This window comes from Aromatoleum toluvorans, from assembly GCF_012910905.1.
Classification (GTDB): Bacteria; Pseudomonadota; Gammaproteobacteria; order Burkholderiales; family Rhodocyclaceae; genus Aromatoleum; species Aromatoleum toluvorans.
Genome location: NZ_WTVN01000051.1, coordinates 1 through 22,275, shown reverse-complemented (window position 1 = coordinate 22,275; position 22,275 = coordinate 1). Strand labels below are relative to the sequence as shown.

The 22,275-nt window shown below is 69.3% G+C and carries 17 protein-coding genes and 1 pseudogene; 2 read left to right on the top strand and 16 right to left on the bottom strand.

Features of this window, described 5'->3' with window-relative positions:
- The 15 genes and pseudogenes from GPA22_RS22655 to GPA22_RS20790 all read right to left on the bottom strand — a co-directional run.
- Positions 1–310: pseudogene (locus GPA22_RS22655) on the bottom strand (secretion system X translation initiation factor); the annotation flags it as partial.
- Complete coding sequence (locus tag GPA22_RS20855; protein ID WP_169257993.1) at positions 310–858, bottom strand: GspMb/PilO family protein; 549 nt, start codon at positions 856–858, stop codon at positions 310–312. The pseudogene GPA22_RS22655 and the gene GPA22_RS20855, both read right to left, overlap by 1 nt.
- The gene (locus GPA22_RS20850) at positions 845–1,390 is read right to left on the bottom strand and encodes a pilus assembly protein (protein WP_169257992.1); all 546 of its coding nucleotides are present in this window, start codon (positions 1,388–1,390) and stop codon (positions 845–847) included. The genes GPA22_RS20855 and GPA22_RS20850 overlap by 14 nt, the downstream gene beginning before the upstream one ends.
- On the bottom strand, positions 1,390–2,187 hold the full coding sequence (locus GPA22_RS20845; protein WP_169257991.1) for a hypothetical protein: 798 nt from the start codon (positions 2,185–2,187) through the stop codon (positions 1,390–1,392). Before GPA22_RS20845 ends, GPA22_RS20850 begins: the two co-directional genes overlap by 1 nt.
- Positions 2,168–3,892 carry a GspE/PulE family protein gene (locus GPA22_RS20840; RefSeq protein ID WP_211169276.1) on the bottom strand — a complete coding sequence of 575 codons (1,725 nt, stop codon included), beginning with the start codon at positions 3,890–3,892 and terminating at the stop codon, positions 2,168–2,170. Before GPA22_RS20840 ends, GPA22_RS20845 begins: the two co-directional genes overlap by 20 nt.
- A gap of 103 nt (positions 3,893–3,995) precedes the next feature.
- Entirely contained in the window at positions 3,996–4,544 is a 549-nt protein-coding gene (locus GPA22_RS20835; protein ID WP_169257990.1) for a response regulator, read from the bottom strand.
- A 211-nt stretch (positions 4,545–4,755) separates the two neighbouring features.
- Positions 4,756–5,379 carry a SurA N-terminal domain-containing protein gene (locus GPA22_RS20830; RefSeq protein ID WP_169257989.1) on the bottom strand — a complete coding sequence of 208 codons (624 nt, stop codon included), beginning with the start codon at positions 5,377–5,379 and terminating at the stop codon, positions 4,756–4,758.
- 142 nt (positions 5,380–5,521) lie between these two features.
- On the bottom strand, positions 5,522–7,108 hold the full coding sequence (locus tag GPA22_RS20825; RefSeq protein WP_246264588.1) for an ABC transporter substrate-binding protein: 1,587 nt from the start codon (positions 7,106–7,108) through the stop codon (positions 5,522–5,524).
- Positions 7,109–7,127: 19 nt separating this feature from the next.
- Positions 7,128–7,817: an SCO family protein gene (locus tag GPA22_RS20820; RefSeq protein ID WP_169257988.1), complete on the bottom strand. Its 690-nt coding sequence runs from the start codon at positions 7,815–7,817 to the stop codon at positions 7,128–7,130.
- A 4-nt stretch (positions 7,818–7,821) separates the two neighbouring features.
- The gene (locus tag GPA22_RS20815; RefSeq protein WP_169257987.1) at positions 7,822–8,463 is read right to left on the bottom strand and encodes an SCO family protein; all 642 of its coding nucleotides are present in this window, start codon (positions 8,461–8,463) and stop codon (positions 7,822–7,824) included.
- Positions 8,464–8,673: 210 nt separating this feature from the next.
- Positions 8,674–10,614, bottom strand: coding sequence for a YncE family protein (locus GPA22_RS20810; RefSeq protein WP_343036114.1), 1,941 nt, complete (start codon positions 10,612–10,614; stop codon positions 8,674–8,676).
- Positions 10,615–10,990: 376 nt separating this feature from the next.
- Entirely contained in the window at positions 10,991–16,867 is a 5,877-nt protein-coding gene (gene mnxG / locus GPA22_RS20805) for a manganese-oxidizing multicopper oxidase MnxG (RefSeq protein ID WP_169257986.1), read from the bottom strand.
- Between the two features lie 525 nt (positions 16,868–17,392).
- Positions 17,393–18,364: a transporter gene (locus GPA22_RS20800; protein WP_169257985.1), complete on the bottom strand. Its 972-nt coding sequence runs from the start codon at positions 18,362–18,364 to the stop codon at positions 17,393–17,395.
- A 75-nt stretch (positions 18,365–18,439) separates the two neighbouring features.
- Positions 18,440–18,853, bottom strand: coding sequence for a DUF2946 family protein (locus tag GPA22_RS20795; RefSeq protein WP_169257984.1), 414 nt, complete (start codon positions 18,851–18,853; stop codon positions 18,440–18,442).
- Positions 18,854–19,188: 335 nt separating this feature from the next.
- Entirely contained in the window at positions 19,189–19,821 is a 633-nt protein-coding gene (locus tag GPA22_RS20790) for a transglycosylase SLT domain-containing protein (RefSeq protein ID WP_169257983.1), read from the bottom strand.
- Between the two features lie 196 nt (positions 19,822–20,017).
- Between GPA22_RS20790 and gspG the strand changes: the two genes are divergently transcribed.
- Both gspG and GPA22_RS20780 read left to right on the top strand, forming a co-directional pair.
- The gene (gspG, locus tag GPA22_RS20785) at positions 20,018–20,461 is read left to right on the top strand and encodes a type II secretion system major pseudopilin GspG (RefSeq protein WP_211169275.1); all 444 of its coding nucleotides are present in this window, start codon (positions 20,018–20,020) and stop codon (positions 20,459–20,461) included.
- Between the two features lie 34 nt (positions 20,462–20,495).
- Positions 20,496–21,686, top strand: coding sequence for a type II secretion system F family protein (locus GPA22_RS20780; RefSeq protein ID WP_169257982.1), 1,191 nt, complete (start codon positions 20,496–20,498; stop codon positions 21,684–21,686).
- 188 nt (positions 21,687–21,874) lie between these two features.
- On the opposite strand, the gene GPA22_RS20775 is transcribed toward GPA22_RS20780, so the two are convergent.
- Positions 21,875–22,275, bottom strand: a 401-nt coding sequence (locus GPA22_RS20775; RefSeq protein WP_246264586.1) for an endonuclease domain-containing protein, incomplete at its 5' end; no start/stop codon positions are given.

Genomic DNA, 22,275 nt, shown 5'->3' with positions numbered 1-22,275 from the left:
GGACGTACCAGGTGTGCGCGGCGAAGAGTTCGGGCACCGGGCGGGCGGCATCGGCCGGCGCGCCCTCCGCGGCGCCGGCGGCGGCAGCGCTTGCGGCGCCGTCCTGCCCCGCACCGGGAGACGCGGCGGAACGCAGTTCGGCGAACTGTCCGGTCTGCGCGCCAGCGGCCGGTGCGCCGGCAGTCTCGCGCGGACGACTCACCGGTTGCGCGGCCTCTTCGGGCGCCTTGTCGAAGAATTCCGGGATGACCGCGAGCGCCGCGGCCGCGCCGAGGAATGCCAGCCAGAAGAGACCACGCCGGTTCGCCATCACCGCCTCGACAGGTAAAGGGTCATGCGGATGCGGCCTTCGAGCTCGGTCTCGGAGACCTCCTTGCGCTGCATGTCCAGGTCTTCCACGCTCAGGCCCGGCACCTTCGCGATCGCGGTGTCGATGAAGCGGCGCAGTTGCGCGTAGGTGCCGTGCACCGGCAGCACGATCTGGTAGCGCGCCATGTCGGTGCCCTGTTCGACGGCGAGCGAATATTCGCCGCGCGCGAGCGAGATCTTCTCCACGTCGGCGGCGGTGTACAGGCCGTCGATCGCCTTCGTCGCGGTGAGCTGGGCCGGCAGGCCGGCGTAGAAGTCGTCGAGCTGGCGCCCGGGTGTCCGCGCGATCGGCACTTCGCCGCGCTGGACGGCGGCGGCGTGGGCCTGCGCACGCAGCACCTGCTGCGCGGCGCGCTCGCGCGCCTCGAGGCCGGGCAGCACGACGAACAGGGTGCCTGCCGCGGCGGCGGCCAGCAGGATGGCGCCAGCGAGGCCGGGCAGGCCCAGGCGGCGCACCGCTTCGTGGAGCGTGAGCTTATGGAGTCGCATGGTCCGTCACCCAGCTTGCGAGGAGGCTGAAGCGCACCGGCCGGCCCTGCACCTGCTCGGCGAACTCGTGGTTGACCAGCGACACGTCGCGCAGCGCGGGCGTGTCTTCCAGCTTGCGGTGATAGTCGAGCATCGCGCCGAGGTCGCGCGCCTCGGCGGTGATGCGGACCTGGTGCTTGCGTGCGTCCGGCGTCAGCGACAGCAGCGCGATGTCCTTGCTCGCGAGTGCCTCGAGCGTCGCGAAGAGCGACTGCCACGGGCGGTTGTCGATGCTTTCCTGCACGCGCTGCATGCCGGCCAGCGCGCCGTCGCGCTCCATGCCGCCCACCGCCGTCGGCTGGACGTTGCGCAGCGGCTCGGGCAGGCTGGCGAGGATCTGGCGCGCGCTCGCTTCCTGCGCGGCGACCTCGTCCCGGATCTGCACGCCGGCCCACAGCACCGTGCCGGCGAGGACGACGCCGGCCGCGAGCAGGGCCCAGCCCGCGGCACCGGTCGCGGGCGAACGACGGAAATCGAGCTCCAGTCTTTTCATCACGCCACCGCCAGCGCCATGTCCTGCCACGGATCGTCACCGCTGCCCAGCGTCAATGCGCGGGGGGCGACACCTTCCACTGCCGGCCACGCGCTCGCGGCGCGCCCCGGGGCGTGGACGAATACGGGTGGCACCGGCCCGGACTGCGGGTCGCCGATGCCGTTGAGTTCGCATTCGCGTTCGAGGAGCGCGGCAACCGCGTGCTCGTTGTCGGCGGCCGCGCTGGAGCGCACGCTGAGCCACTGGCCGGCACGCGCGAGCAGCATGCTGCAGCGGCCCGGTTCGGCGACGGCGAAGACGAAGTCGTCGCGTGCGAGGCTCGGCTGCAGGCGGTTGTAGGCGGCCATCAGGTAGGGCTGCACCGAGGCGAGGCGCAGCCCCGCGCCCTCGACGATGGTGTGCAGGCGCTCCAGCAGGGCCTGGTCGATCGCCACGGCGACGCGCGGCCGCCCCGCCGCCTCGGGCGAGATGCGCAGCGCCCAGCCGGCCGCGACGGCGCCGTAGACGTCCTCGAAGCCGATGCGCGCGAAGGCGTCGAGCTCGGCGGGCGAGCTGATCGCGTCGCTCCACGGCACGAGGCGGAAGTGCGCGAAGTGGCTGGAGAGCACGACCGTGACCTCGCCCCGGCGCGCGCCGGCCTCGCGCAGCAGGCCCTGCAGCGCGTCGACGGCGCCGTTCCACCCACCCTCGCAGTCGCAGGCGCCGCACGGCGCGGGCCGCCCGGGCCCCGCGCGCAGCAGCGTCACCCGCGTCGGGGCGAGCACCGCGATGAAGCGCTCACGCGACAAAAGTGACACGGTTGATCTCCTCCAGCGTGGTCTGGCCGGTGCGCACCAGGTCGAGCGCCGACTCGCGCAGCAGGCGCAGGCCGCGCTTCTTCGCGAGTTCCTTCAGCTCGGCGATGGGCCGGTGGTCGATGATGGTCTGGCGCAGTTCGTCGTCGAGCAGCAGCACTTCGGCGATCGCGGTGCGGCCGCGGTAGCCGGTACCGCGGCAGCGGCCGCAGCCGGGGCTGTGCACGAAGCGCCAGCCCGTGACCTCGGCCGGATCGAGGCCGGCGGCGTGCAGTTCGTCGTGCCGCGGCTGCGTTTCGACGGCACAGTGCGGGCACACGAGCCGGATCAGGCGCTGCGCGAGCACGCCGTTCAGCGCCGAGACGAAGCTGTACGGGTCGACCTCCATCTGCGTGAAGCGGCCGATCACGTCGAACACGTTGTTGGCGTGGATGGTCGTGAACACGAGGTGGCCGGTGAGCGCCGACTGCACGGCGATCTGCGCGGTGTCGGAGTCGCGGATCTCGCCGACCATGATCTTGTCCGGATCGTGGCGCAGGATGGAGCGCAGGCCGCGCGCGAAGGTGAGGCCCTTCTTCTCGTTGACCGGGATCTGCAGCACGCCGGGGAGCTGGTATTCGACCGGGTCCTCGATCGTGATGATCTTGTCGACGCCGCGGTTGATCTCGGTGAGCATCGCGTACAGCGTGGTGGTCTTGCCGCTGCCGGTGGGGCCGGTGACCAGCACCATGCCGTAGGGCTCGCTCGCGAGGCGGCGCAGGGTCTTCATCACGTCGGGCTCGAAGCCGAGCGAGTCGAGGCGCACGCCATGCACCTGGTCGGCGAGGTCCTGCTTGTCGAGCACGCGCAGCACGGCGTCCTCGCCGAAGATGCTGGGGATGATCGACACGCGGAAATCGATCTGGCGGCCCTTGATCGACACCTTGAAGCGGCCGTCCTGCGGCACGCGCTTCTCGGCGATGTCGAGCTCGGCCATCACCTTCACGCGCGAGATCATCTGCTCGGCGACGTCGGCGCCCTGCACGCGGCTGGCGGTGTCGAGCACGCCGTCGACGCGGTACTTGATGACCATGCCGCTGCCGGTGGCGCTCAGGTGGATGTCGCTGGCCTTGGCCTTGAGCGCGTCGTAGAGGGTCGAATTGACCAGCTTCACGACGACGCTGGAGTCCTCGCTGATGCGCGCGAGCGAGAGCGTCTCGACGTCCTCGATGGTCTCGCTCGCCTCCTGCGCGGTGGCGAGCGAATCGATGGCGTGGAAGTCCTCCTCGTGGCGCGCGAGGTAGGCCGCGAGGTCGGCAGTATGCGCCAGATGCAGCTCGGCACCGCCGAGGCGCTCGTCGATCCACGCGAGGCGCGCGTCGTCGAAGGGGTCGGAGAACACGCCGATGAGGCCGCCGCCGGCTTCCGGCGAGCGCTTCACGAGCACGAATTCGTGCTTGATGGCGTCGGCGAGCGACACCTTCGAGAAGTCCGGCGCGCCGGCGAAAAGCTGCTCGCTGCGCAGCACCGGATAATGCAGCGTGGCGGCGAGGCGACGGGAGAATTCGCGCGGTTCGAGTCCGGCCAGTTCCTCCAGCTCGTCGATCATGCGGCGACCCTGCGCCGCCGCGCGGTCGCGCGCCGAACGCAGCAGCGCGACCTCGAGCCGCTGGACGACGCCCTCGGCAACGTCCGGCACGACCATTTCAGGGGTGACATGCATATCCATTGCATCCGTCTCCTTCCGGCCAGGAAGGCCGGCCCTGCCATGTTTCGCAGCGCTGCGCGATGATTCTGCCATCGTCTACGCCCCGCTGCACCTTTTTCCAGCGTCATTCCTCGTCGCTATCTGCCTGACCCTGCAAGGACTTGTGCGCATGCCGCCGGTCTGCGAACAGCCACGTTCCGTCATACAGCCGCATGGGGAAGCGGTTGTGCTTGTGTTGCCGCCGGTCGGGGTGCGTCAGCCCGTGCTCGCCGTGCGGTTCCGCACCGCCGGGCGCGTGCGCCGCCGCGTAGGGGCCGATGCTGCACACGACCTTCGACAGCTCGGCGAGCGGAAAGGGCTTGAACAGGATGTGCTCGATCCCGCGCCGCGCCGCCTCCGCCTGCACCTCGTTACGCGGCTGTCCCGTCATCAGGATCGCGTTGGCGCTGGCGCAGCGCGACCGGATCGCGTCCAGCACCTGAAAGCCGGTCATGTCGGGCAGGCGGTAGTCCAGCACCAGCACGTCGGGGACGAAGGCATCGAGCGAGTTGATCGCGCTGATCCCGTCCGGCGCGACGCGGGCTTCGCAGCAGGCCCGTTCGAGGTAGGCCTGCAGGTTGCTCGCGAGGATGTCCTCGTCTTCGACGATCAGAACTCTTCTGTTGGTAGCCATGGCCCTCTCCGCTTTCGTCCGCATCCGGCCTGCCGGATCGGGTTTTGACAGAACAACAGCACGCTTCGTGCCAAGCGAAACATGCCGCGGATTGCGCCATTTCTCTGATGACTTCGCTGATCCGTCGCCCTCTTCACCCCCCGAAAGTGGGGGAAAACCACCCCGCTGCCGGCCACCAGCCCCCAAATCGGGGCATACGGCCGGACACACTTCAGAACTTCTGCAACACCTCGACCCTGGCCGACTCGCGCAGCCGCTGCAGCGCCTTCTGGCCGGCCTCCGCGCGGAGCCGCACGGCAAGGTATTCGCGCACCTGGCGCTGCGCCTCGGCCGCGGGCATGCCCTCGGGCGCCGGCTCCTTCTCCAGCGTGCGCTGCACTTCCTCGTCGCTGATCCGGGGCATCCCCGCAAGCTCCTGCAGCGTGCGGCTGGCCGCCAGCTCGCGGCGCAGGTATTCGGCGTAGGTCGCGTCGTCGAAGCCGGCGTCGCGGACACGGCGCTCGTAGGCCTCGCGCGTCGCGAAGCCCGATTCGATGCCCTTGCGGATCTCCTCGACGGCGGCGTCATCGACCTTCACGCCGCGGCGCTGCGACTCCTGCCACAGCAGTTCCTTGTCGATGAGCTGGTCGAGCGCTTCGCGCTTGAGGCGCTTGAACACGTCGGGGCTGCGGATGGCGGCGACATTGCGCGCCTTGAGCTTGAGGTAGTCCTCGAAGTGGCGCTCGAGGCGGAAGACGGTGATTTCCGCGCCATTGACGCGTGCCGCGACGCCGACCTCCTGCGCGGAGGCCGGCGCCGGCAACGCGAGGGTGCAGACCAGGCACAGGGCCGCCATCACATGCCGCAGACCGCACGACGCACGGCGGCGCGCGGTCCCTCCTCTCCCTTCCTGCGCCGTGATGGCGTGCCTGCCGGATGCCCGGTCTGTCCTCACACCTGTCTCCTTGATTAGTATTTCACTACATTAGCTCATCGCCTCATTCTTTTACTGTGTCGAGGCGCACATAGCGGCCCGTCGGACGGAAAATGTGCTTCTGCGCATCCACGCCGACGATGTGCGCCCCCGGCGCGCCGATGCGCTGCCCCGGCCCGAAGCCGATGGCGGGCGTCACGCCGGTCTGGAAGCCGCGCATGTTCTCCAGCGCGGTGACCAGCTTGTCGCGGCTGGCGTCGCGTCCGGCGCGCTTGAAGCCTTCCACCATCACCATCGCCGCGGCATAGGCACCGACCTGGAAGGCGGGATGGCGCTCGCCCGCGCCGCTGCGTTCGCGCACCGCGCGCAGCGCGCCGGCGCCTTGCGGGCTCCAGTCCTGCGGCAGCGTCGGGTAGGCGATGAACACGCGCTCGGCCTGCGGCGCGGGGAGCTGCAGCGCGGCCGGGCCGACCTGGTTCGCCGCCGCGAACAGCCACGGCGCCGCCTGCTGCAGCGGCGCCTGCGCGGCGAGCGCGCCGAAGTCGGCGTCGCGGCCGATGAAGAACACCGCCTTGGCTCCCTGCGCGGCCACTTCCGTGCCCACCCAGGGGGCGTTGAACGCGCCCGGCACGTAGGCATAGGCACGCACCTGCGACCAGCCGCGGCGGGCGAGGCGCGCGGCGAGCGCACCGGCGATGGCGGCGCTGCGGGGCTCGTCCGGATGCACGATCGCGACCGGCGGATTGGTGAGCTTCAGCGCGGTGGCGGCGTATTCGCCGAGCGCGCCGAGCTGCTCGCCGAGGCCGGGCAGCGGCTCGAACACGAAGCGGCCGCCGCTGGCCGACAGCTGCGCGAGCGGGCCGACCACGGGGATGTGCGCGGCGTCGGCGAGTTCGCCGAGGCGCCCGTCGAGCGCGGGCGCCAGCGGCGCGATGAGGGCGAACACCTTTTCCTCGTCGACGAGGCGGCGCAGCGCGGCCTCCGCGCCCGCGGCATCGGCGCCGGGGTCGGCGACGACCAGCTCGACGCGCCGGCCATGCACGCCGCCGCCGGCGTTCACGGCGGCGAAGGTGCCGCGCAGGATGGCCGTGACCGTCGTGCCCAGCTCGGCCAGCGGGCCGGTCGCGGGCTGCAGCGTGCCGACGCGCACGGCGTCCTGCGTCAGGCCGGGGTCGCCGTCGTCCTCGAGGCGCTTCAGGTAGGCCGTCAGGTCCTCGACGTCGCGCGTCGACATCGTGAAGCGCGGCATCGCGGGGTCGAGCCGGTTGCCGGCGGAATCGACGCCGGTGGTGATCGCGCGCGCGAAGCTCGCCGCGTCGTAGGCGGGCCGTTCGCGCCCGTTTTCCATGCGCTGGCTGTAGGGAAGGGCAAGCCGCCGCCAGGTGATGTCGGGGGGACGCACGCCCCCCTCGCGCCTCCCGCGGCCATCGGCGCCGTGGCAGTTGGCGCACGGCACCACCGTTCCCGGTATCGCCGTGTCCGCCCCCCCGACGCGGGCCGCAATGGTGCTGCCCGAGGCGCTGCGGCCTTCGACGAAGATCTGCTTGCCGGCCTGTTCGGAAGCAGTCAGCTCGATTGCGGCCACAGGCCCCGCGACGCAGATCAGCGCGGCCATCACACCCGACCACCATGAAAGGCGGCGGCTTGCCATGATCGTTACTTTCCTTGACTCATTTGCCTAGGCTCACCTTGGCGACGGGCTCGGTGAGCAGCTTCAGACGCTCGGCGATCGCCGGCGGCGGTGCGTCGGGACGGATCTTGTTCCAGCGCTTGTTCGGCACATCGCCGGCGATCAGCAGCGTGGAGTGCTCCTCGACGCTGGTGCCGAGCTGGCCGAGGCGGCTCAGCACGAAGTCGACCTTCGCCTTGTCGCCGGTGAGGAAGATCCAGTTCGGGCTGTCGGCCTGATTCTTCGCCGCGAAGGCCTTCAGCGAAGCCGGCGTGTCGTTCAGCGGGTCGCTGCTGATCGAGATGAAATGCACCTTGCGCGCGGCCTCCTCGCCCAGCGCGTCGCGCACTTCCTTGAGCTTGCGCGTGATGAGCGGGCAGGCGTCCTTGCAGTTCGTGTAGACCACGTTGAGCACCACGACGCGGTCCTTCAGCACGTCGCTGTAGAACTGCAGCCTGCGGCCGTGCTGGTCGACGAGTTCGGTGTCGGTGAAGTAGGCGCGCGCGTCGTGCGTGCCGCCGCCGGTGGCGGGGGGCGTCGCGGCCGGCGCGGCCGCTTGCGCCACGGGGGCAGCGGGCGCTTCGGCGTGCGGCTGGCCATGCGCGAAGGCGCCGGGCGCGGCGGCGAGGGTGAGGACCTGCGCGAGGGCCGAGAGGGCGGAGCGGAAGACGGTGCGGCGTGCTGCGATCATGTGCTTACTCCCGGGTGGCGGCACGCGCCGCGATGAGCGATTCGACCTGCGCGACCAGCATCGCGGGGTCCGCGAAGCCGTAGAAGCGCGTCCATTTGCCGGTGCGGCCGTCGCCGACCATCATCACGACGGGATGGTCCTCGAAGTCCGGCGTCCACGTCCCCAGGCCCTTGAGCGTGTCGTTGACCGCCGGCGCGCTGCCGGTCAGCCACGACCAGCCCTCGCCCGCGCCGCGGGCGCGCGCATAGTCGCGCAGGCGCGCCGGCGTGTCGCGCACCGGGTCCACGGTCAGCGACACCAGCGCGACCTCGCGCCCCACCCGCCCGGCGAGTTTCTGCTGCACTTCGGCCATGATCGCGGAGGCCACCGGACACACGGTCGTACAGCTGGTATAGACGAAATCCATCACCACGACGCGATCGCCGATCACGTCGGACTCGAGGCGCCGTTCGCGGCTGTGCTGGTCCAGCAGCGGCACGTCGGGGAAGCGCACCGTCACGTCGTCGGGCCGCCTCGGGTCGGATGCGCCGTGGTTCGCCTTCGCCGCATGTTCGGCATGCGCCCGCGCCGCGCCCGGCACGAGGATGCCCGCGGCCAGCGCGACGAGGATCGTGCGCATGATGTTCCATCTGCGCTGCTGTTTCATGGACTTCACTCCTTCGCGTTTCTTCTTCATCGCCCCCTCACTTGTGCTGATGAGTGCGGCATATGCGTTCTGCTCGGGCACGTCGTTCCTCCCCCTTCAAGGGGGAGGTTAGGAGGGGGATGGGTTTCGGCGACGCCAGCTATACCCCATCCCCACCCCGGCCCTCCCCTTGAAGGGGAGGGAGAAACCCTGGTGACCGACCTGCCCTCCTCAGTTGCCCGCCACCGCGGACACCGCGCGCAGCGTCAGGTAGGGCTTGTGCTGGGTCTCGCGCAGCGCCGCCGAATCGACATGCACGTAGTACGCGCCGGTCTGGGCGAGCGGCAGCTCCGCCTCATACACGCCCTCGCCCACCTCACGCGTGGCCGTGCTCCGGCGCGTGCCGGCCGGCGCCAGGAACCAGGTGACGCCAAGATCCCTGACGCCGGTGCGCGGCACGTCCTTGCGGCCGGCGACGAGGCGGAAGCGCACCGTCGCCCTGCCCGGCGCCTGCACCGTCACCGGCGCGGGCAGGAACTCGAGGCGCGGTGCGGCGAGCTTCGCGTCGCTGAGCGCGCCGGGCTTCACGTCGGCGCTGAAGCAGTGCAGCACCTGCGGGCGGTCGAGCATGAAGGCGACGTCGAACTTGCCCGGCGCCGGCAACGTCACCTGCGTCGAGAACACGCCCGGTTCGCCCTGCCGCATCGCGCGGTCGACCACCGTCACCGCGCGCGCCGTGTGGCCGCGGTTGAGGTAGCCGGTCATCGGCGCGTTCATGCCTTCCATGTAGAAGTAGGTGGTGTTGTTGGCCGGATTGACGACGAACACCGAGCCCTCGTCGGCGCGCGTGGCGAGGCTCGCCGCCAGCGGCAGGTCGCCCGCGAGCCTGGGTGCCTCGGCGCCCGCGGCGAAGCTCTGCAGCACCGGTTCGCGGCCCTTCCCGAGCGTGTCGAGCTTCACCATCGTCACGCGTTCGGTCGCCAGGCCGCGCACGTAGGCATAGCCCGGCGTGAAGGTCACCTGGTAGGGTTCGGCGGCGACGGCGAGCTCGTGCGCGACATCGTCGCCCCCCGCATCGATCACCGTCGCGGTGTTCTCCGGCGTGTTGAGCGCGAAGGCGAAGCGGCCATCGGCGGTGAAGCGCACCGGGCCGAGGCCGGGCCGGGCCTGGATCACCTTGCGCGTCGCGAGCGTCTTCGCGTCGATCACCGTGATCGTGCCGGCCTGACCGTCGGCCACGTACAGCGCCTTCGACAGCCCCGACGGCGCCACCGAGATCGGCCGCGGCCCGGTCGCGATGTCCTTCACCTTCTGCAGCGCGGCGACGTCGAACACGCTCACGCTGCCCGCGTCGCGGTTGGTCACGAAGGCGTGGCGCGAGTCGTCGCTGAAGGCGATCTCGTGGTGGCCCGTGCCGGTCTGGAAGGTCTTCACCGGTTTGAAGCTGTGGGCGTCGATCACCGTGACGCCGCTCTTGTTCGGGTCGCGCGAGTTGTTGCCGACCCACAGGTAACGCCCGTCGGGCTGCACCGCGACGCGCACCGGCTCGTCACCGGCATCGACGTCGGCGACGACGCGGAAGCTCGCCGTGTCGACGACCGCGACCTGGTCGGCGATCGGCATCGACACGAACATGTGCTTGCCGTCGGCACTCCTGGCCCAGTCCACCGGCGGGCGCTTGAGCATGATGCGCGCGAGCGTGCTGGTCACGCCGCCCATCGAGGTCAGCGGATCGATCACGCTGATGCTCGGGTCCTTGTTGAGCACCATCAGGTAATAGCTGTTGAGGTCCACCATCGGCCGCACGCCGACCACGCCCTTCAGGTAGAGGGCGATCTTGTCCTTGCATTCCTTCTGCTCGTTGGCCTTCGGGTTCGCGATCACCTGCGCGATGTCCAGCCACGCGCCCGGCTTGAGTCCCGGCACGCCCTTGCCCGTCCTGGCATCGGTGATGCGGAAGGTGACGTCGGCGCGGCCGCCTTCGACCAGCTCGGTGGCCCCGTCGGCCGGGCGCGCCTCGAAGTCGATCGCCACGCCGTCGCGCAGCACACGCCCGCTGGCCGCCGGTTTGGCCTCCGCCGCAGCCGATACCGGCGCCGGCGCCGCGGCAAGCGATCCCGACAATGCGCACGACACCAGCAGCGAGAGTGTTGCGAAGCGAAGTTGGCTCACGATGGATTCCCCCCCGGTTTGGGGACCCACTCCCGGGTCCCCGGACTGCGTTGTTCACCCGGCTGCGCGTTCACCGACGCGCCCGGAATTTCAGCCTTCTGCCTGTGCCAACACGGCTGTTTCCGCATGAAGCGGGGGGCCGCACTGCCATTTCGGACCCGCCCCGATGGGCAACCGCCGGGTTGCTGTTGCCATGACATGCACACTTCGTACCAGCGGGGTGCGGCCGACCTGGCCCGCACCCCGCCCTTGTATTCCTCCCCCTTCAAGGGGGAGGCCAGGAGGGGGATGGGTTTCTGTGGCCTCCGTTTAACCCATCCCCACCCCAACCCTCCCCTTGAAGGGGAGGGAGTTACTGCGTTGCTCTCATCCTTGCTTACTGCACCCGCAAGATGCCCCAGCGGCCGCTCAGGTTGCCGAGCGACTCGAAGTCGCGGTACAGGTAGTCGCCCGGGATGGCATTGGCACCGCCCGCGCTCGCCAGGTTGAAGGTGAAGTGCGCGGCCGGCAGGATGCTTTCCTGACCGCCGAGGTACATCCCCAGCGGGTTCTCCAGGATCCGCGTCGAGGCGACACCGTACTTCACCGACGGGTAGCCGCTCTGCACCGCGTTGTGCGCACGGTACGGATCGCGCTGCCACACGTGGCCATGGAGGGCGAAGGTCCCCATGCGGCTGCCGCCCGAAGCCTGCACCAGGTGGATGCGGAACGGCTGGCCGCGCATCGCCGTCAGCACCGGGGTCTGCGGGTCCGCACCGCCGACCAGGGCGTTGCTGTAGGCCTCGTTGGCATTGGGCACGTCCGCCAGGCCGGCGCCATGCGCGTGGCCGAAGGGCGCATCCGGCGCCTTCCCGAAGCGGTACCACAGCGGCTCGATCCGGTAGTTCACCGCCATCGCCGAGTTGTCTTCCGGGTCCTCATGCACCATCGGACCTTCGGCGGCGGTGTTCTCCACCGGATCACCATCGGCCCAGCGCATGTTCAGACCCTTCGCCCACTGCAGTGCGAAGTCGCGGTAGGTCACCAGTGCGGGCTTCGTGGTCTTGCTCACGGTGGCGGCGGCGCGCATGTTGCTGTCCTCGACCCAGGTCGATTCCGGCGGCATGGCGACGAACGCCCCGTTGAGGCCCTTCTGCGGCTGCTTGATCTTGTCCGCCGGCATGATGTTGACGCCGCCGAACTCGATGCCCACCGCACTGATGGTGTCGGCGCTCCCCGTCCTGGTGGAGGTTGTGCCCTTCACGAGGGAGGTTGCCTTGGAATACGAGCGGGCCAGGTCTCCTACGTAGAATTGATAGGTCTTCGGTTCACCTCCGGGCGCAACCGTCTGCACCGGGTTGATGCCGACGTTGGTGCCGTCCGACTTGGTCACGTCGTACATCAGCAGCTGGGTGTGGAAGCCGGCGTGCGCGGACGGACGCATCAGGTTGTTGTTGAAGGCCGTGGTTCCCTGCGGGGCGTTGCGGTCGCGCACGACCACCGGCGCCATCAGGTTCGGCGACGGCAGGTCCGGCATCTCCGCCGGCAGGCGGTTCTCCAGCACCACATTCACGCATTCGCCGGACGACGCACGCAGCACCAGGGGTTCGACCGGGACGCCGGCCTTCAGCTTGCCGGTGGTCGGATCGAGGTCCTCCTTGCGCACGTACATGATCGCGGTCGGGTCGTGCAGCGGGCCGGACTTGCCGCCGATCGTGATCGTCTGGCCGGTCTCTTCGTCGATGAGGGTCGCAGCCGGGATGCGGGTCGGACGCGAGTTGTACACCAGCGTGCCGCCATCGGCCTTGAGCGGGCCGCCGACATGCTTGCCGTTGCTGTCCGCCATGCCGATGGTCAGGCCGAGCGGGTTGGGCAGGATGTCGTTGGCGAGCGCCACCACCACGTTGAAGTCGCGCTGCTTGACCGGCAGCACGCCGAGCTTGGGATCGGTGTAGGTCTTCGGGCAGATGCCGTTGAAGTCCGCCCCGTTGGCGGCAGCGACCGGTTGCGGGTTGTTGGGCGTCGCGAACAGGTCGACGCGCTTCTCCGCATAGTTGCGCATCACGCCCCACGTGCCGTTCCAGTAGCCTTCGATCGATGCGTTGATCGAGTACAGGTAGTCGGCCGCGGGCGTGTCCGGGTTGGCATACATCGCCACCGGCATGCCGAGGCTGAACTGCTCGGAGATGCCCACCATCTGGCCGTTGCGCCATCCCGAGTTGGGCGCCGCGCCGAAGCCCGAACCGGCCTGCAGCCACTTCACGCCGTGGATGCTGATGCTGTGCGCCTCCTCCTGGCCGCCGGCCTGCACGCGCATGCGGACGATGTCACCCGCGTAGGTGCGCAGCATCGGCGTGAAGGGGTCGCCCGGCTGGTCGCCCGCCTTGTTGATGTGCGGCGGGAAGGTCGTGGCGCCGCCGGTCGGCCCGGTCGCCGACAGGATCGCGCTGGGCGCCAGGTTGAAGGCGGCGATCTTGCGGTCGGTACGGCTTTGCAACGCAAACGCGAGGTCACCCGCTTCGCCGTCCGCCTGCATGCCCGGCTTGCCGTCGGGACCGGTTCTGGTCGGGTCGTAGATGCGCAGCCCCACCGGTTCGTTGCGGTAATTCACCGAGAACATCCCCGGGTCGTCCGCCGAGATCGCCTGCGGGCAGGGGCGGACCGGGCACCCGACTTTCCCGCCACCGGCAGCCATGAGCTGCATGTCGGGGAAGATCGGTTGCGTGGTCTTCTTCGCCGGCGGGTTGATCGCATAGCGGAAGCTGTCCGCACTGGCCGGGTACTTCAGCGGGTCGGGCCTGCCGTCCGGGCCTGCGCCGACATACACGCCGGCTTCGTACGCATGCTGGAAGTCGGTGAACTCGAGGTAGAACTCGCGGAAGCTGTCATCGATCGTGTCGTTGTCGATGTCGCCCGAGCTGATCACCGCCTGCCACGAGGTCGGGCCGCCGTCCGCACGCGTGTGCAGCGGGACGCCGGTCTCAGCGTGGTACCACGTCGAGCCCGCCGGTTCGGTCAGCACGGTACCGTACAGGCCGATCTGCTGGTGGGTCGAGGGGCCGTAGTGGTCATGCGTGAAGATGTTGCCGAGGCCGCGGTCGATGTTGTGCTGGTTCAGCACCGGGTCCGCAAACCAGCGCTGCATCGTCGTGCGTGCGCCCATCCAGTCCGGACGATTGAACTGCCCGAAGTAGGGATGCGCCTTCGGCACGGGGCAGACGTTGGTGCCGTCGCGCGGATCGGTCGGTTCGGCGCAGTGGTTGTAGTGGCGGACCGCGTGGATGCTCTCGACCACCGCTCCCGGCGCGAACGTACCGTCCTCGTAGTTCCAGCCGTTGGCCGCGCCGTCGGTCGTCGACAGGTCCCACTTCGGCAGGTGGATGTGCTGGCCGATGATGTCGGTCGGCGTGCGCACCTGGTAGTCGTCCAGCTCGTAGAACTCCGGCACCAGGTTGGTGTGGTGGTACATCGCGCAGTCGAAGGTGTTGACGCGCATCACCAGCGGCTCGGGCGCCTGCTGCTTGTTAATCACCGGCATCGCGTCCTCCCACAGCGTGATGATGCGCTGCTGCGGGAAGTGGTAGCCGGCCTTGTTGAGCACCGCGTCGAACTGGATGTTGGCGCCCTTGTACACGCGCGGCGTGGTCGCGTTGTATTTCGAGGACTTGCCGATCCACATCGCGGTCGGCGTTGCGCCGCTGAACCAGGTGCCCGCGCCCGCGGTGCCGGTCAGCTGCTTCTGCGTGTCATCGATGCAGGGCTCGGCATAAGGCGCCGCGACCGAGGGCTTCGCGCCGTTGGTCTTGAAGTTCGCCGCCGTCACCGTCGCGCCGGTCGGATCGACCGCGAAGCTGGCGTGGAAGGGCCGCGAATGGAAGGCCATCGCCGCCTGCTCCGCGTCCGTGCCTTCCTCGGGGAAGTACACCATCTTGGCCGAGGTCAGCTTCTTCATGAAGTCGACCGGGCTGGTCGTCACGTCGGCCGTGCCGCCGGACAGCTTCCCTTCGACCGCACCGCGCGGCAGGCCGCCGTCCCAGCCGCCCGCCTGCGCCGGCACGAGGCCGGACCACAGCGGGTTGCCGCTATCCTTGAGCGCCTGCGCCTTCTCCGGCGTGAGCATGTCGAGCGGCGGGGTCGGCGGACGCTGCCCCATCGTCTCTTCGATGCCCGCAACCCAGAACGGATAGCCGGGGTTCTTCAGCGTACCGTCGACGTTGCGGTTCGCGGCGCTGCGATCGACCCGGGCCTTGGAGCCCGCGATGTGGCTCGCCCCGGCCGGGTCGGTGACGTACTTGGTCACGACCTCCACCTTGCCCGGCATCGGCGCCATCGCCTTGCCCGGCAGCGGCACCACCGCGGGGATCGGCGCGCCGACCACCAGCTCGCCGTCCGGGTAGGCGCGCGCCCCCGGTGCGGGCGTGCCGTCCTGCAGCGCATACGGCGTGCTGTGGTAGCCCTTGGCGCCGTTCGAGACCTGCAGCCGCGTGCCTGCCTCGAAGGTGTCGTGGATGCGCCACAGGTACCACATGCCCTGCGCGAAGTGCGGGTAGAAGTGGCAGTGGTAGATCGCATCGCCCGGCGAGCGGTTGCGGTTGCCCGAGCCACCGTTCACCAGCTCGTAGGTATAGCCCGACCCCGGCCCGATGCCCTGGGCGTCGATATAGTTGGAGTTGTCGTCGTTCGGGTTGAACAGCCACTGGTGGTTGTGCAGGTGGAACACGTGCTGTTCCTGGCCCACGTGGATGTTGCGGTACTTCACGAAGTCGCCGATGTAGCTGTGATGCACGTTCGACGGATCCTGCGGGTACAGCGCCTTCGTCGCCTTGATGCCGGTCGTGCCGGGTGCCGGCGCCTCGCCCGGCTTCAGCGCCTCGAGGCCGACGTTCGCGGGGATGTCGACCAGCTGCGCCGGGTCGCCGACCACGTAGGCGGTGAGGAAGAATTCCTCGTACGCACAGTGCAGACAGTCGTGCATCGGGCCGACGCCGAGGCGGTTGGCGATGATCTCGGAACCGATGCCGCCGGAGCCGTAGTTGATCATGAACGCGTCGCGCGTCGCCTCCAGCACGTAGCCGAACACCGGGTCATCGTAGAACCCCGGGAAGGCCTGCGCCGCCGCCGTCTCGTCGTGGAAGATCACCGAGAAGTCGCGGAACGGCTCGAGGCGGTTCGGGTAGGCGGGGTTGCGCTTGCCGATCGCTTCCAGCGGATAGGTCGATGCGGGGAAGGTGCCGTCGGGATTCGGGCCCAGCACCACGGCGTCGAGCTCCGTGTGCACGATGCGCGTGCCGTCGACCATGTTCAGCACCGGCTTGCCGGCCTTGCCCTCGGAGATCCACGGCTCGGCGTTGGGGAAGCGCGCCTCGTAGTTCACCACGGGCTGGCCGGCCGCCGTCAGCTCGGCCGCCGCCGCGGTCAGCACGCCGTCGCCGTTCCGGTCGGCGGCGAGGCGCAGCTCCTCCTCGCTCACGACGTTGCGATAGGCGCGGCCCCCCTTGGGCATCACGGTCATCTGGCCGAACAGGCCGTTGGCAATGTTGCCGGCGGTGCCGTCGGCGCCGAAGGTCGCGCCGTAGCTCGTGATCGCGAAAGTCCCCTCGCGCTCGCCGTAGAGCGTGTAGGTCCTGCTGTTGCCCGGCGCCACCAGCGAGCTCATGTTCCGGCCGACGTTGTCGCCCAGGTCGGCGATGCTGTTGACCGCCTGCATGCCCTGCGCGAAGAAGCCGACGTTGCGGTCGGCGACCTGCTCGTCAATGTGCATCTCGGGCGGCGAGGCGTGGCGCGCGTTGGCAGTGGGAGCGAGCAGGTTGGTCAGCCGCACGCTCAGGCATTCGCCCGCCGCGATGCGCAGCACCAGCGGACGCGGGCGCTTGTCGTCGCGCAGCCTGACCTGGCCGGCCGCCTTCATGCCGCCCGCCGCAAGCGTCTTGCCGCTCGCATCGACCACGTCTTCCTCCAGCGCGAACATCATGCCGTTGATGTTCTGCGCGCCGAGCCGGTTGAACATCAGCGGCTGGTCGAGTGCGACGACATTCGCGACCAGCGTGCGCGAGCACGCGATCGTGCCGCCGGCCGGCTGCGTCGTCGTGCCACCGCCGCTGGCCGGCGGCGTAGTCGTGCCACCGCCGCCTCCGCCGCCCTTCTTCTGCGCCTCGGCGTGGCCGGTGAACAGTGCTGCCGCCACGACCAGCGAGAGCAGGCCGGCCCCGCGCATCAGGCGGATACCTCTGCCCGGGCGCCGGGTCGCCTGCGCGACTGGATTCAGGTATTTCATCGTCGTTCCCCCCACGGTTACAACGCCTTGGTCTGACTGGAAGCCGCAGACCGCCAGTCCTTGCCCGGCCTGGCAGTGCACACCGGAGTCGGACCATTAACGGGAAAATCCCGTGAGCTTCCTCGCAACGTGCGTGCCAGCGAAAAAAACCGTGTTTTTTCATGTATTTGGTTAATTCGCGCGGCGGGATCCGGGAAGATTCCCCAACTTTTCCCCGCGTTGCGGGTGGGGCACCCCCAACTCGAATCCGGCGATGACGCGGCTTCGCCGCACGGAACGGCAGCGCGATCCACCCGCCGATGCTTGAGTCATGGTGCTTTGCGCGTGATTACCCATCATGGGTATTCAGGATTTGTCCCGTCGCGTGGCACCGGGGATGCCGCCCCCGACATGGGGGAATCGTCCCCGGTTATTCCCGCGCAGGCGGGCCGGAAGATGGGGGAAGGGGGCCGGGCGGCCGGGCCGGGTGAGACGTCCAGCCGACGACCGGGGCGTCGAGCGGCTGGAACGGGGGAAAAGGCCGGTTCAGAACGCGAAGGTCGTTCCGAGCACGGCGCTCCAGCGCGGCGTGAGCTGCACGCCGTTCACGTGCTGGTAGATCGGGCGCTGGTAGTACGCATAGAGCTGCCAGTGCGGCGACATCTGCCAGCTGATCCCCGGGCTCAGCGCCACCGTCGTCGAGCCCGAATCCTCCGGCTCGGCCTCGGCGCCGCGATCACGCGCCTTGAACGACACGTTGAGCTGCAGCGGGATGCTCAGGCGCTCGCTGACGGGCTTGAGCCAGCCGACATCGAGGTGCACGCGGTGGCCGGGGCGGTAGTCGTCATGCTCCGCAGTGGCGAACTGCGCGCCGACGCTCGCAAACGCCGTCGAGCCGCCCGCCAGGTCCAGGCGCCAGTGCGCCCCCAGCAGCAGGTCGGTGGTACCGCTGCCCGGCTGCAGGCTGCGCTCGGCCAGGTCACCGTCGCCGTTCTTCAGCGTGGTCCGGCCGGTGGGCAGTTTGACCCCGAAGCTGATGCCGAGGCCCTGCTCGCGACTCGCGAGGAGTTCGTGCCGCGCCTCGACGCGCAGGTCGCCGAGTTCGCGGAAATCCCAGGCCTCCGGGATGTGGTGCACCTCGCCATCCTCGTGGTGGTTGTGGATGTGCTTGTGGCTGCGGTCGATCAGCGGCAGCGTCGCGCCGATCGTCCAGTCCGGCGCAAGATCGCGCTCCAGCGTGAACAGCAGGTTGCGGTTGAGGGTGCGCACCTCGTCGTGGTGGCGCGGGATCTCGCCCACCGAAACGTCGTCGTCGCCATGCATGGGGTGGCGCTGGTCGATGAACTCGTAGCGCAGGCCCAGGCGGGTGGTTCCGGCAAGGCCGGCGTTCATGAAGGCGGAGCTGGTATTGACCGAGCAGAAGGCAGCGCCGCAGGACGCGAAGGCGGCCGACGGTGCGGCAAGGGCGAGCGCGAATACACTGGCGGCGCTCGCGGCGACAGGGCGAAGGCAAAACATGGTTGGACTCCCCGGCCCCGTCCGCGCCGGTGGGCGGATCAGGGCCTGAATTCGTGATCGGAAGGCATCGGACGATCAGCCGATGCCGGGTGCGATGGCGGAATCGGCGGCCGGGGAAGGGGGCGCACGCGGCGGCGGCGCGAGGTCGCGCCACACGAGCGGGCGCGGGGCGGAGGACACGTCGCCCGCGAGCACGGGCGCGGAGGCCGGGAGGAAGAACCAGCCCGCCGCGGCCGGCAAGCCGCCGCCGAGGCGGACCGCCGAGCAGCAGCAATCCGGGCAGCGATGGTCGCTCCCGGTGGCCGGCTGCTCGTCCGCGGTCCTGGCGGACTGCGTCCTGCAGATGTCGGACCCGGGCACCGGGCCGCGAGGCAGCGCGTGGCCCAGTGCGAGGATGGGCGCCAGCCACAGCACGAAGGCCAGCACCGCGACGACGATGCGCTCGCCGCGCGGCCCCTTTCCGGCTGCCGGACGCGCGCACGCCGTCACGGCAACCTCGCCGTGGCGTGCGCTCCGGACCGCTCCGGTCGGGCGGCGACCTCACCCATCGTGTTCATCTCCCTCGTTCCCTATCCGCATTCAAGGTCGGCTGCGGTAACCGGGCTGCAGCGCAGAGTCTTCGCGGCCTTCCGCGGAGGCCGTCAGCGAGGCTCGTACCATGCCGTACTCGCGGGCGGCACTCCTTGATCTGGCGCATGGCGCCGGCCCAAGCGCACGCAGTTTCGCGGGCGAGGTCCCCACCTCTGCCCCACCTTCGGGGGTATTCTTCCACAGCGGCGGGGAATGGGGTGTATCCCCAACGGCGGGGAGACGCCCCCGATGGTTCACGACAGCCGCCCGACACGGCCGCCGCCCAGGCGCTCGAAATGCTCGATCACGCGCGGCACGTAACGTCGCGTCTCGGCGAAAGGCGGGGTGCCGCCGCTGCGCACCACTGCGCCCGGACCGGCGTTGTAGGCGGCCACGGCGCGCCGGATGTCGTTGCCGAACATCTCCAGCAGGTGCTTGAGGTAGCGCGCGCCGCCGCGGATGTTGTCGGCCGGATTGCGCGCATCGGTGACCCCCATCGCGCGCGCCGTATTGGGCATCAGCTGCATCAGGCCGACCGCCCCCTTGGGCGACACCGCCCGCGGATCGTAGTTGGATTCGACGCGGATCACCGCATGGATGAGCGCCTCCGGCAGGTCGTGCTCCGCCGCGGCGGCCGCGACCTGCGGGGCGAAGGGCAGCGTGCCGATCTCGCCGGACGACTCCTTACCGACGATGCCGGTCCCGCCTATGGGGGCAGCCCCCCCACTCCTGGGGGCGGGTGACGCGACCACGCGCTCGAAGCCGCGGCGCGGTTCGTCGGTGAGCGTGACCGTCCCGTCCGGGTCGACTTTGGCATAGACATCCGCATGTGCAGCCAGCGGCAATGCGATCCAGACGGCGACGAGAAGCGGAATTGGCGGTTTCATGCTGCACCTCCGGGACTGTCAGGCACACCGGGGAAAGTCCCCGCTGCGGACAGCGTTACGCAAGCGCCGTGCCTTGCCGCTTCCACCCGCGACGCCTGTCACGCTACGGGCATGTTTCCTGCTGCTGCAAATTGACGCCGCCCGGAGCCTGTTCCTACACTGGGCGGACACCTTCTTCACTTCTGCGGACAACACCATGGACGACTGTCGAATGCTTCGCCGCGGCGCCGCTCGCACGTCACGCGGCTTCACCCTGCTGGAACTGCTGGTGGTGCTGGTGGTGCTGGGCCTGCTCGCCGGCCTGGTGGCGCCGAAATATTTCAGCCAGCTCGGCAAATCGGAAGTGAAGGCCGCGCGCGCGCAGGTGGAGGGCCTCGCCAAGGCGCTGGACCTGTACCGCCTCGATACCGGCCACTATCCGACGACCGAACAGGGCCTGGCGTCGCTGGTGACGCGCCCCGGCAGCGAACCGAAGTGGGCCGGCCCCTACCTGCAGAAGAACATTCCGGCAGACCCGTGGGGGCGCAATTACATCTACGCGGCACCCGGCGAGCACGGCGAATACGATCTGTCCTCGCTGGGCAAGGATGGCCAGCCGGGCGGCGACGGCGAGAACGCCGACGTGAACAGCTGGCAGTGACACCCGTTAGCCACTTCCCATCAGGAGTGCCGCCATGCGCTTCCACGTCAAGGGTGTCAGCCGCGATGCCAGCGTCGTCGCACTGACGATCGACGCGACGAGCCTCGCCGACGCGCGCCGCCAGGCCGAGGATCAGGGCCTGCGCGTGATGTCGCTGCGCACGGCGCAACGCCTGCCGGCGCTGCGCTGGCAACGGCGGGAGGCGTTTCCGCTGGTGCTCTTCAGCCAGGAGCTGGCGACGCTGCTGAACGCCGGCCTCGCGCTCATCGACGCGCTGGAGAGCCTCGCCGAGAAGGAAAGCGACGCCCACGCGCGCAAGGTGCTGGACGACCTGGTGCGCGCGCTGTACGAGGGCAAGTCGCTGTCGCAGGCGCTCGCCCGCACCCCCGAGGTCTTTCCCGAGCTGTACGTCGCGCTGATCCAGTCGAGCGAGAAGACCGGCGAGGTCGGCGCCGCGCTGGGCCGTTACGTGGGCTACCGCAGCCGCGTGGACGAGGTGCGCCAGAAGATCGTCAGCGCCTCGGTGTACCCGGTGCTGCTGTTCCTCGTCGGCTGCGCGGTGCTGCTGTTCCTGATCGGTTACGTGGTGCCGCGCTTCGCGGTGGTGTTCGAGGACCTCGGCTCCAACCTGCCGTGGCTCTCGCGCGTGCTGCTGAGCTCCGGCCAGTTCCTGCATGCGCACCAAGCCGCGCTGGGCGCCGGGGTGCTGGCCGCCCTCGTCGGCGCGGCGCTGCTGCTGCGCCAGCCGCCGGTGCGGCGCACGCTGTCGACGCTGCTGGAGGCGGTGCCGGCGATCCGCAAGCGGCTGTTCATCTACGAGATGGCGCGCTTCTACCGCTCGCTGGGCATCCTGCTGCAGGGCGGCATCCCCATCCTGACCGCGATCGGCATGGTGCGCGGCCTGCTGGGCGTCGGCGCGCGCAGCCGCCTGGACGAAGTCGCCGCACGCATCCGCGAAGGCCAGGCGCTGTCCTGGGCGCTGGAAACGAACCACATGGCCACGCCGGTGTCGCTGCGCATGCTGCGCGCCGGCGAGCATGCGGGCAACCTCGGCGAGATGATGGAGCGCACCGCCGACTTCTACGACGAGGAGATGGGCCGCTTCATCGAGTGGTTCGTGCGCCTGTTCGAACCGCTGCTGATGACCTTCATCGGCCTGGTGATCGGCGTCATCGTGATCCTGATGTACATCCCGATCTTCGAGCTGGCGAGCAGCATCCAGTGATCGTTGGCGGATGACCAGCCAGGCGATCCCTCTTTAGCAGGTCCCTTCTCCTTCAAGGGGAAGTTTCTGCTGCATGTGCTTAACCCATCCCCACCCCAACCCTCCCCTTGAAGGGGAGGGAGCGACCGTGCTGCACTCAACCAGACTCACGTAACCGCGTCTGCGGTTATTAGCAGGTCCCTTCCCCTTCAAGGGGAAGGACAGGATGGGGATGGGTTCAATTCGCGCGCAATGCACTCCACCACCGAGTCCGTTTGCGTCAGTACTTCATTGTTCCAGAAGCGCACCACGCGAAATCCCGCACTCTCCAGAACGTCGGTCCGTATTGCATCCCGAACGGCTGCATCCACATGCTGGGAGCCGTCCACTTCAATGACGAGCCCGCGCTCAAGGCACACAAAATCGAGGATATACCCCTGAAAGGGATGCTGTCGGCGGAACTTCACGCCGAGTTGCCGGGCGCGCAAGTGCTGCCAGAGCATTCTTTCTGCATCGGTCATGGTCTTTCGCAAGCGATTTGCGAAAATTTTGCTCGTGGCATCCATCTGGCCGCGCATTTCACCGACACTCCTTGAAGCCCCATCCCCAC

Excerpts from the sequence above, each read along its gene's own strand:
- GPA22_RS20855 (WP_169257993.1), bottom strand. The coding sequence starts at position 858 with ATGCGACTCCATAAGCTCACGCTCCACGAAGCGGTGCGCCGCCTGGGC.
- GPA22_RS20850 (WP_169257992.1), bottom strand. The coding sequence starts at position 1,390 with ATGAAAAGACTGGAGCTCGATTTCCGTCGTTCGCCCGCGACCGGTGCC.
- GPA22_RS20840 (WP_211169276.1), bottom strand. The coding sequence starts at position 3,892 with ATGGATATGCATGTCACCCCTGAAATGGTCGTGCCGGACGTTGCCGAG.
- GPA22_RS20835 (WP_169257990.1), bottom strand. The coding sequence starts at position 4,544 with ATGGCTACCAACAGAAGAGTTCTGATCGTCGAAGACGAGGACATCCTC.
- GPA22_RS20830 (WP_169257989.1), bottom strand. The coding sequence starts at position 5,379 with ATGGCGGCCCTGTGCCTGGTCTGCACCCTCGCGTTGCCGGCGCCGGCC.
- GPA22_RS20825 (WP_246264588.1), bottom strand. The coding sequence starts at position 7,108 with ATGGCAAGCCGCCGCCTTTCATGGTGGTCGGGTGTGATGGCCGCGCTG.
- GPA22_RS20820 (WP_169257988.1), bottom strand. The coding sequence starts at position 7,817 with ATGATCGCAGCACGCCGCACCGTCTTCCGCTCCGCCCTCTCGGCCCTC.
- GPA22_RS20815 (WP_169257987.1), bottom strand. The coding sequence starts at position 8,463 with ATGAAACAGCAGCGCAGATGGAACATCATGCGCACGATCCTCGTCGCG.
- mnxG (WP_169257986.1), bottom strand. The coding sequence starts at position 16,867 with ATGAAATACCTGAATCCAGTCGCGCAGGCGACCCGGCGCCCGGGCAGA.
- GPA22_RS20800 (WP_169257985.1), bottom strand. The coding sequence starts at position 18,364 with ATGTTTTGCCTTCGCCCTGTCGCCGCGAGCGCCGCCAGTGTATTCGCG.
- GPA22_RS20790 (WP_169257983.1), bottom strand. The coding sequence starts at position 19,821 with ATGAAACCGCCAATTCCGCTTCTCGTCGCCGTCTGGATCGCATTGCCG.
- gspG (WP_211169275.1), top strand. The coding sequence starts at position 20,018 with ATGGACGACTGTCGAATGCTTCGCCGCGGCGCCGCTCGCACGTCACGC.
- GPA22_RS20780 (WP_169257982.1), top strand. The coding sequence starts at position 20,496 with ATGCGCTTCCACGTCAAGGGTGTCAGCCGCGATGCCAGCGTCGTCGCA.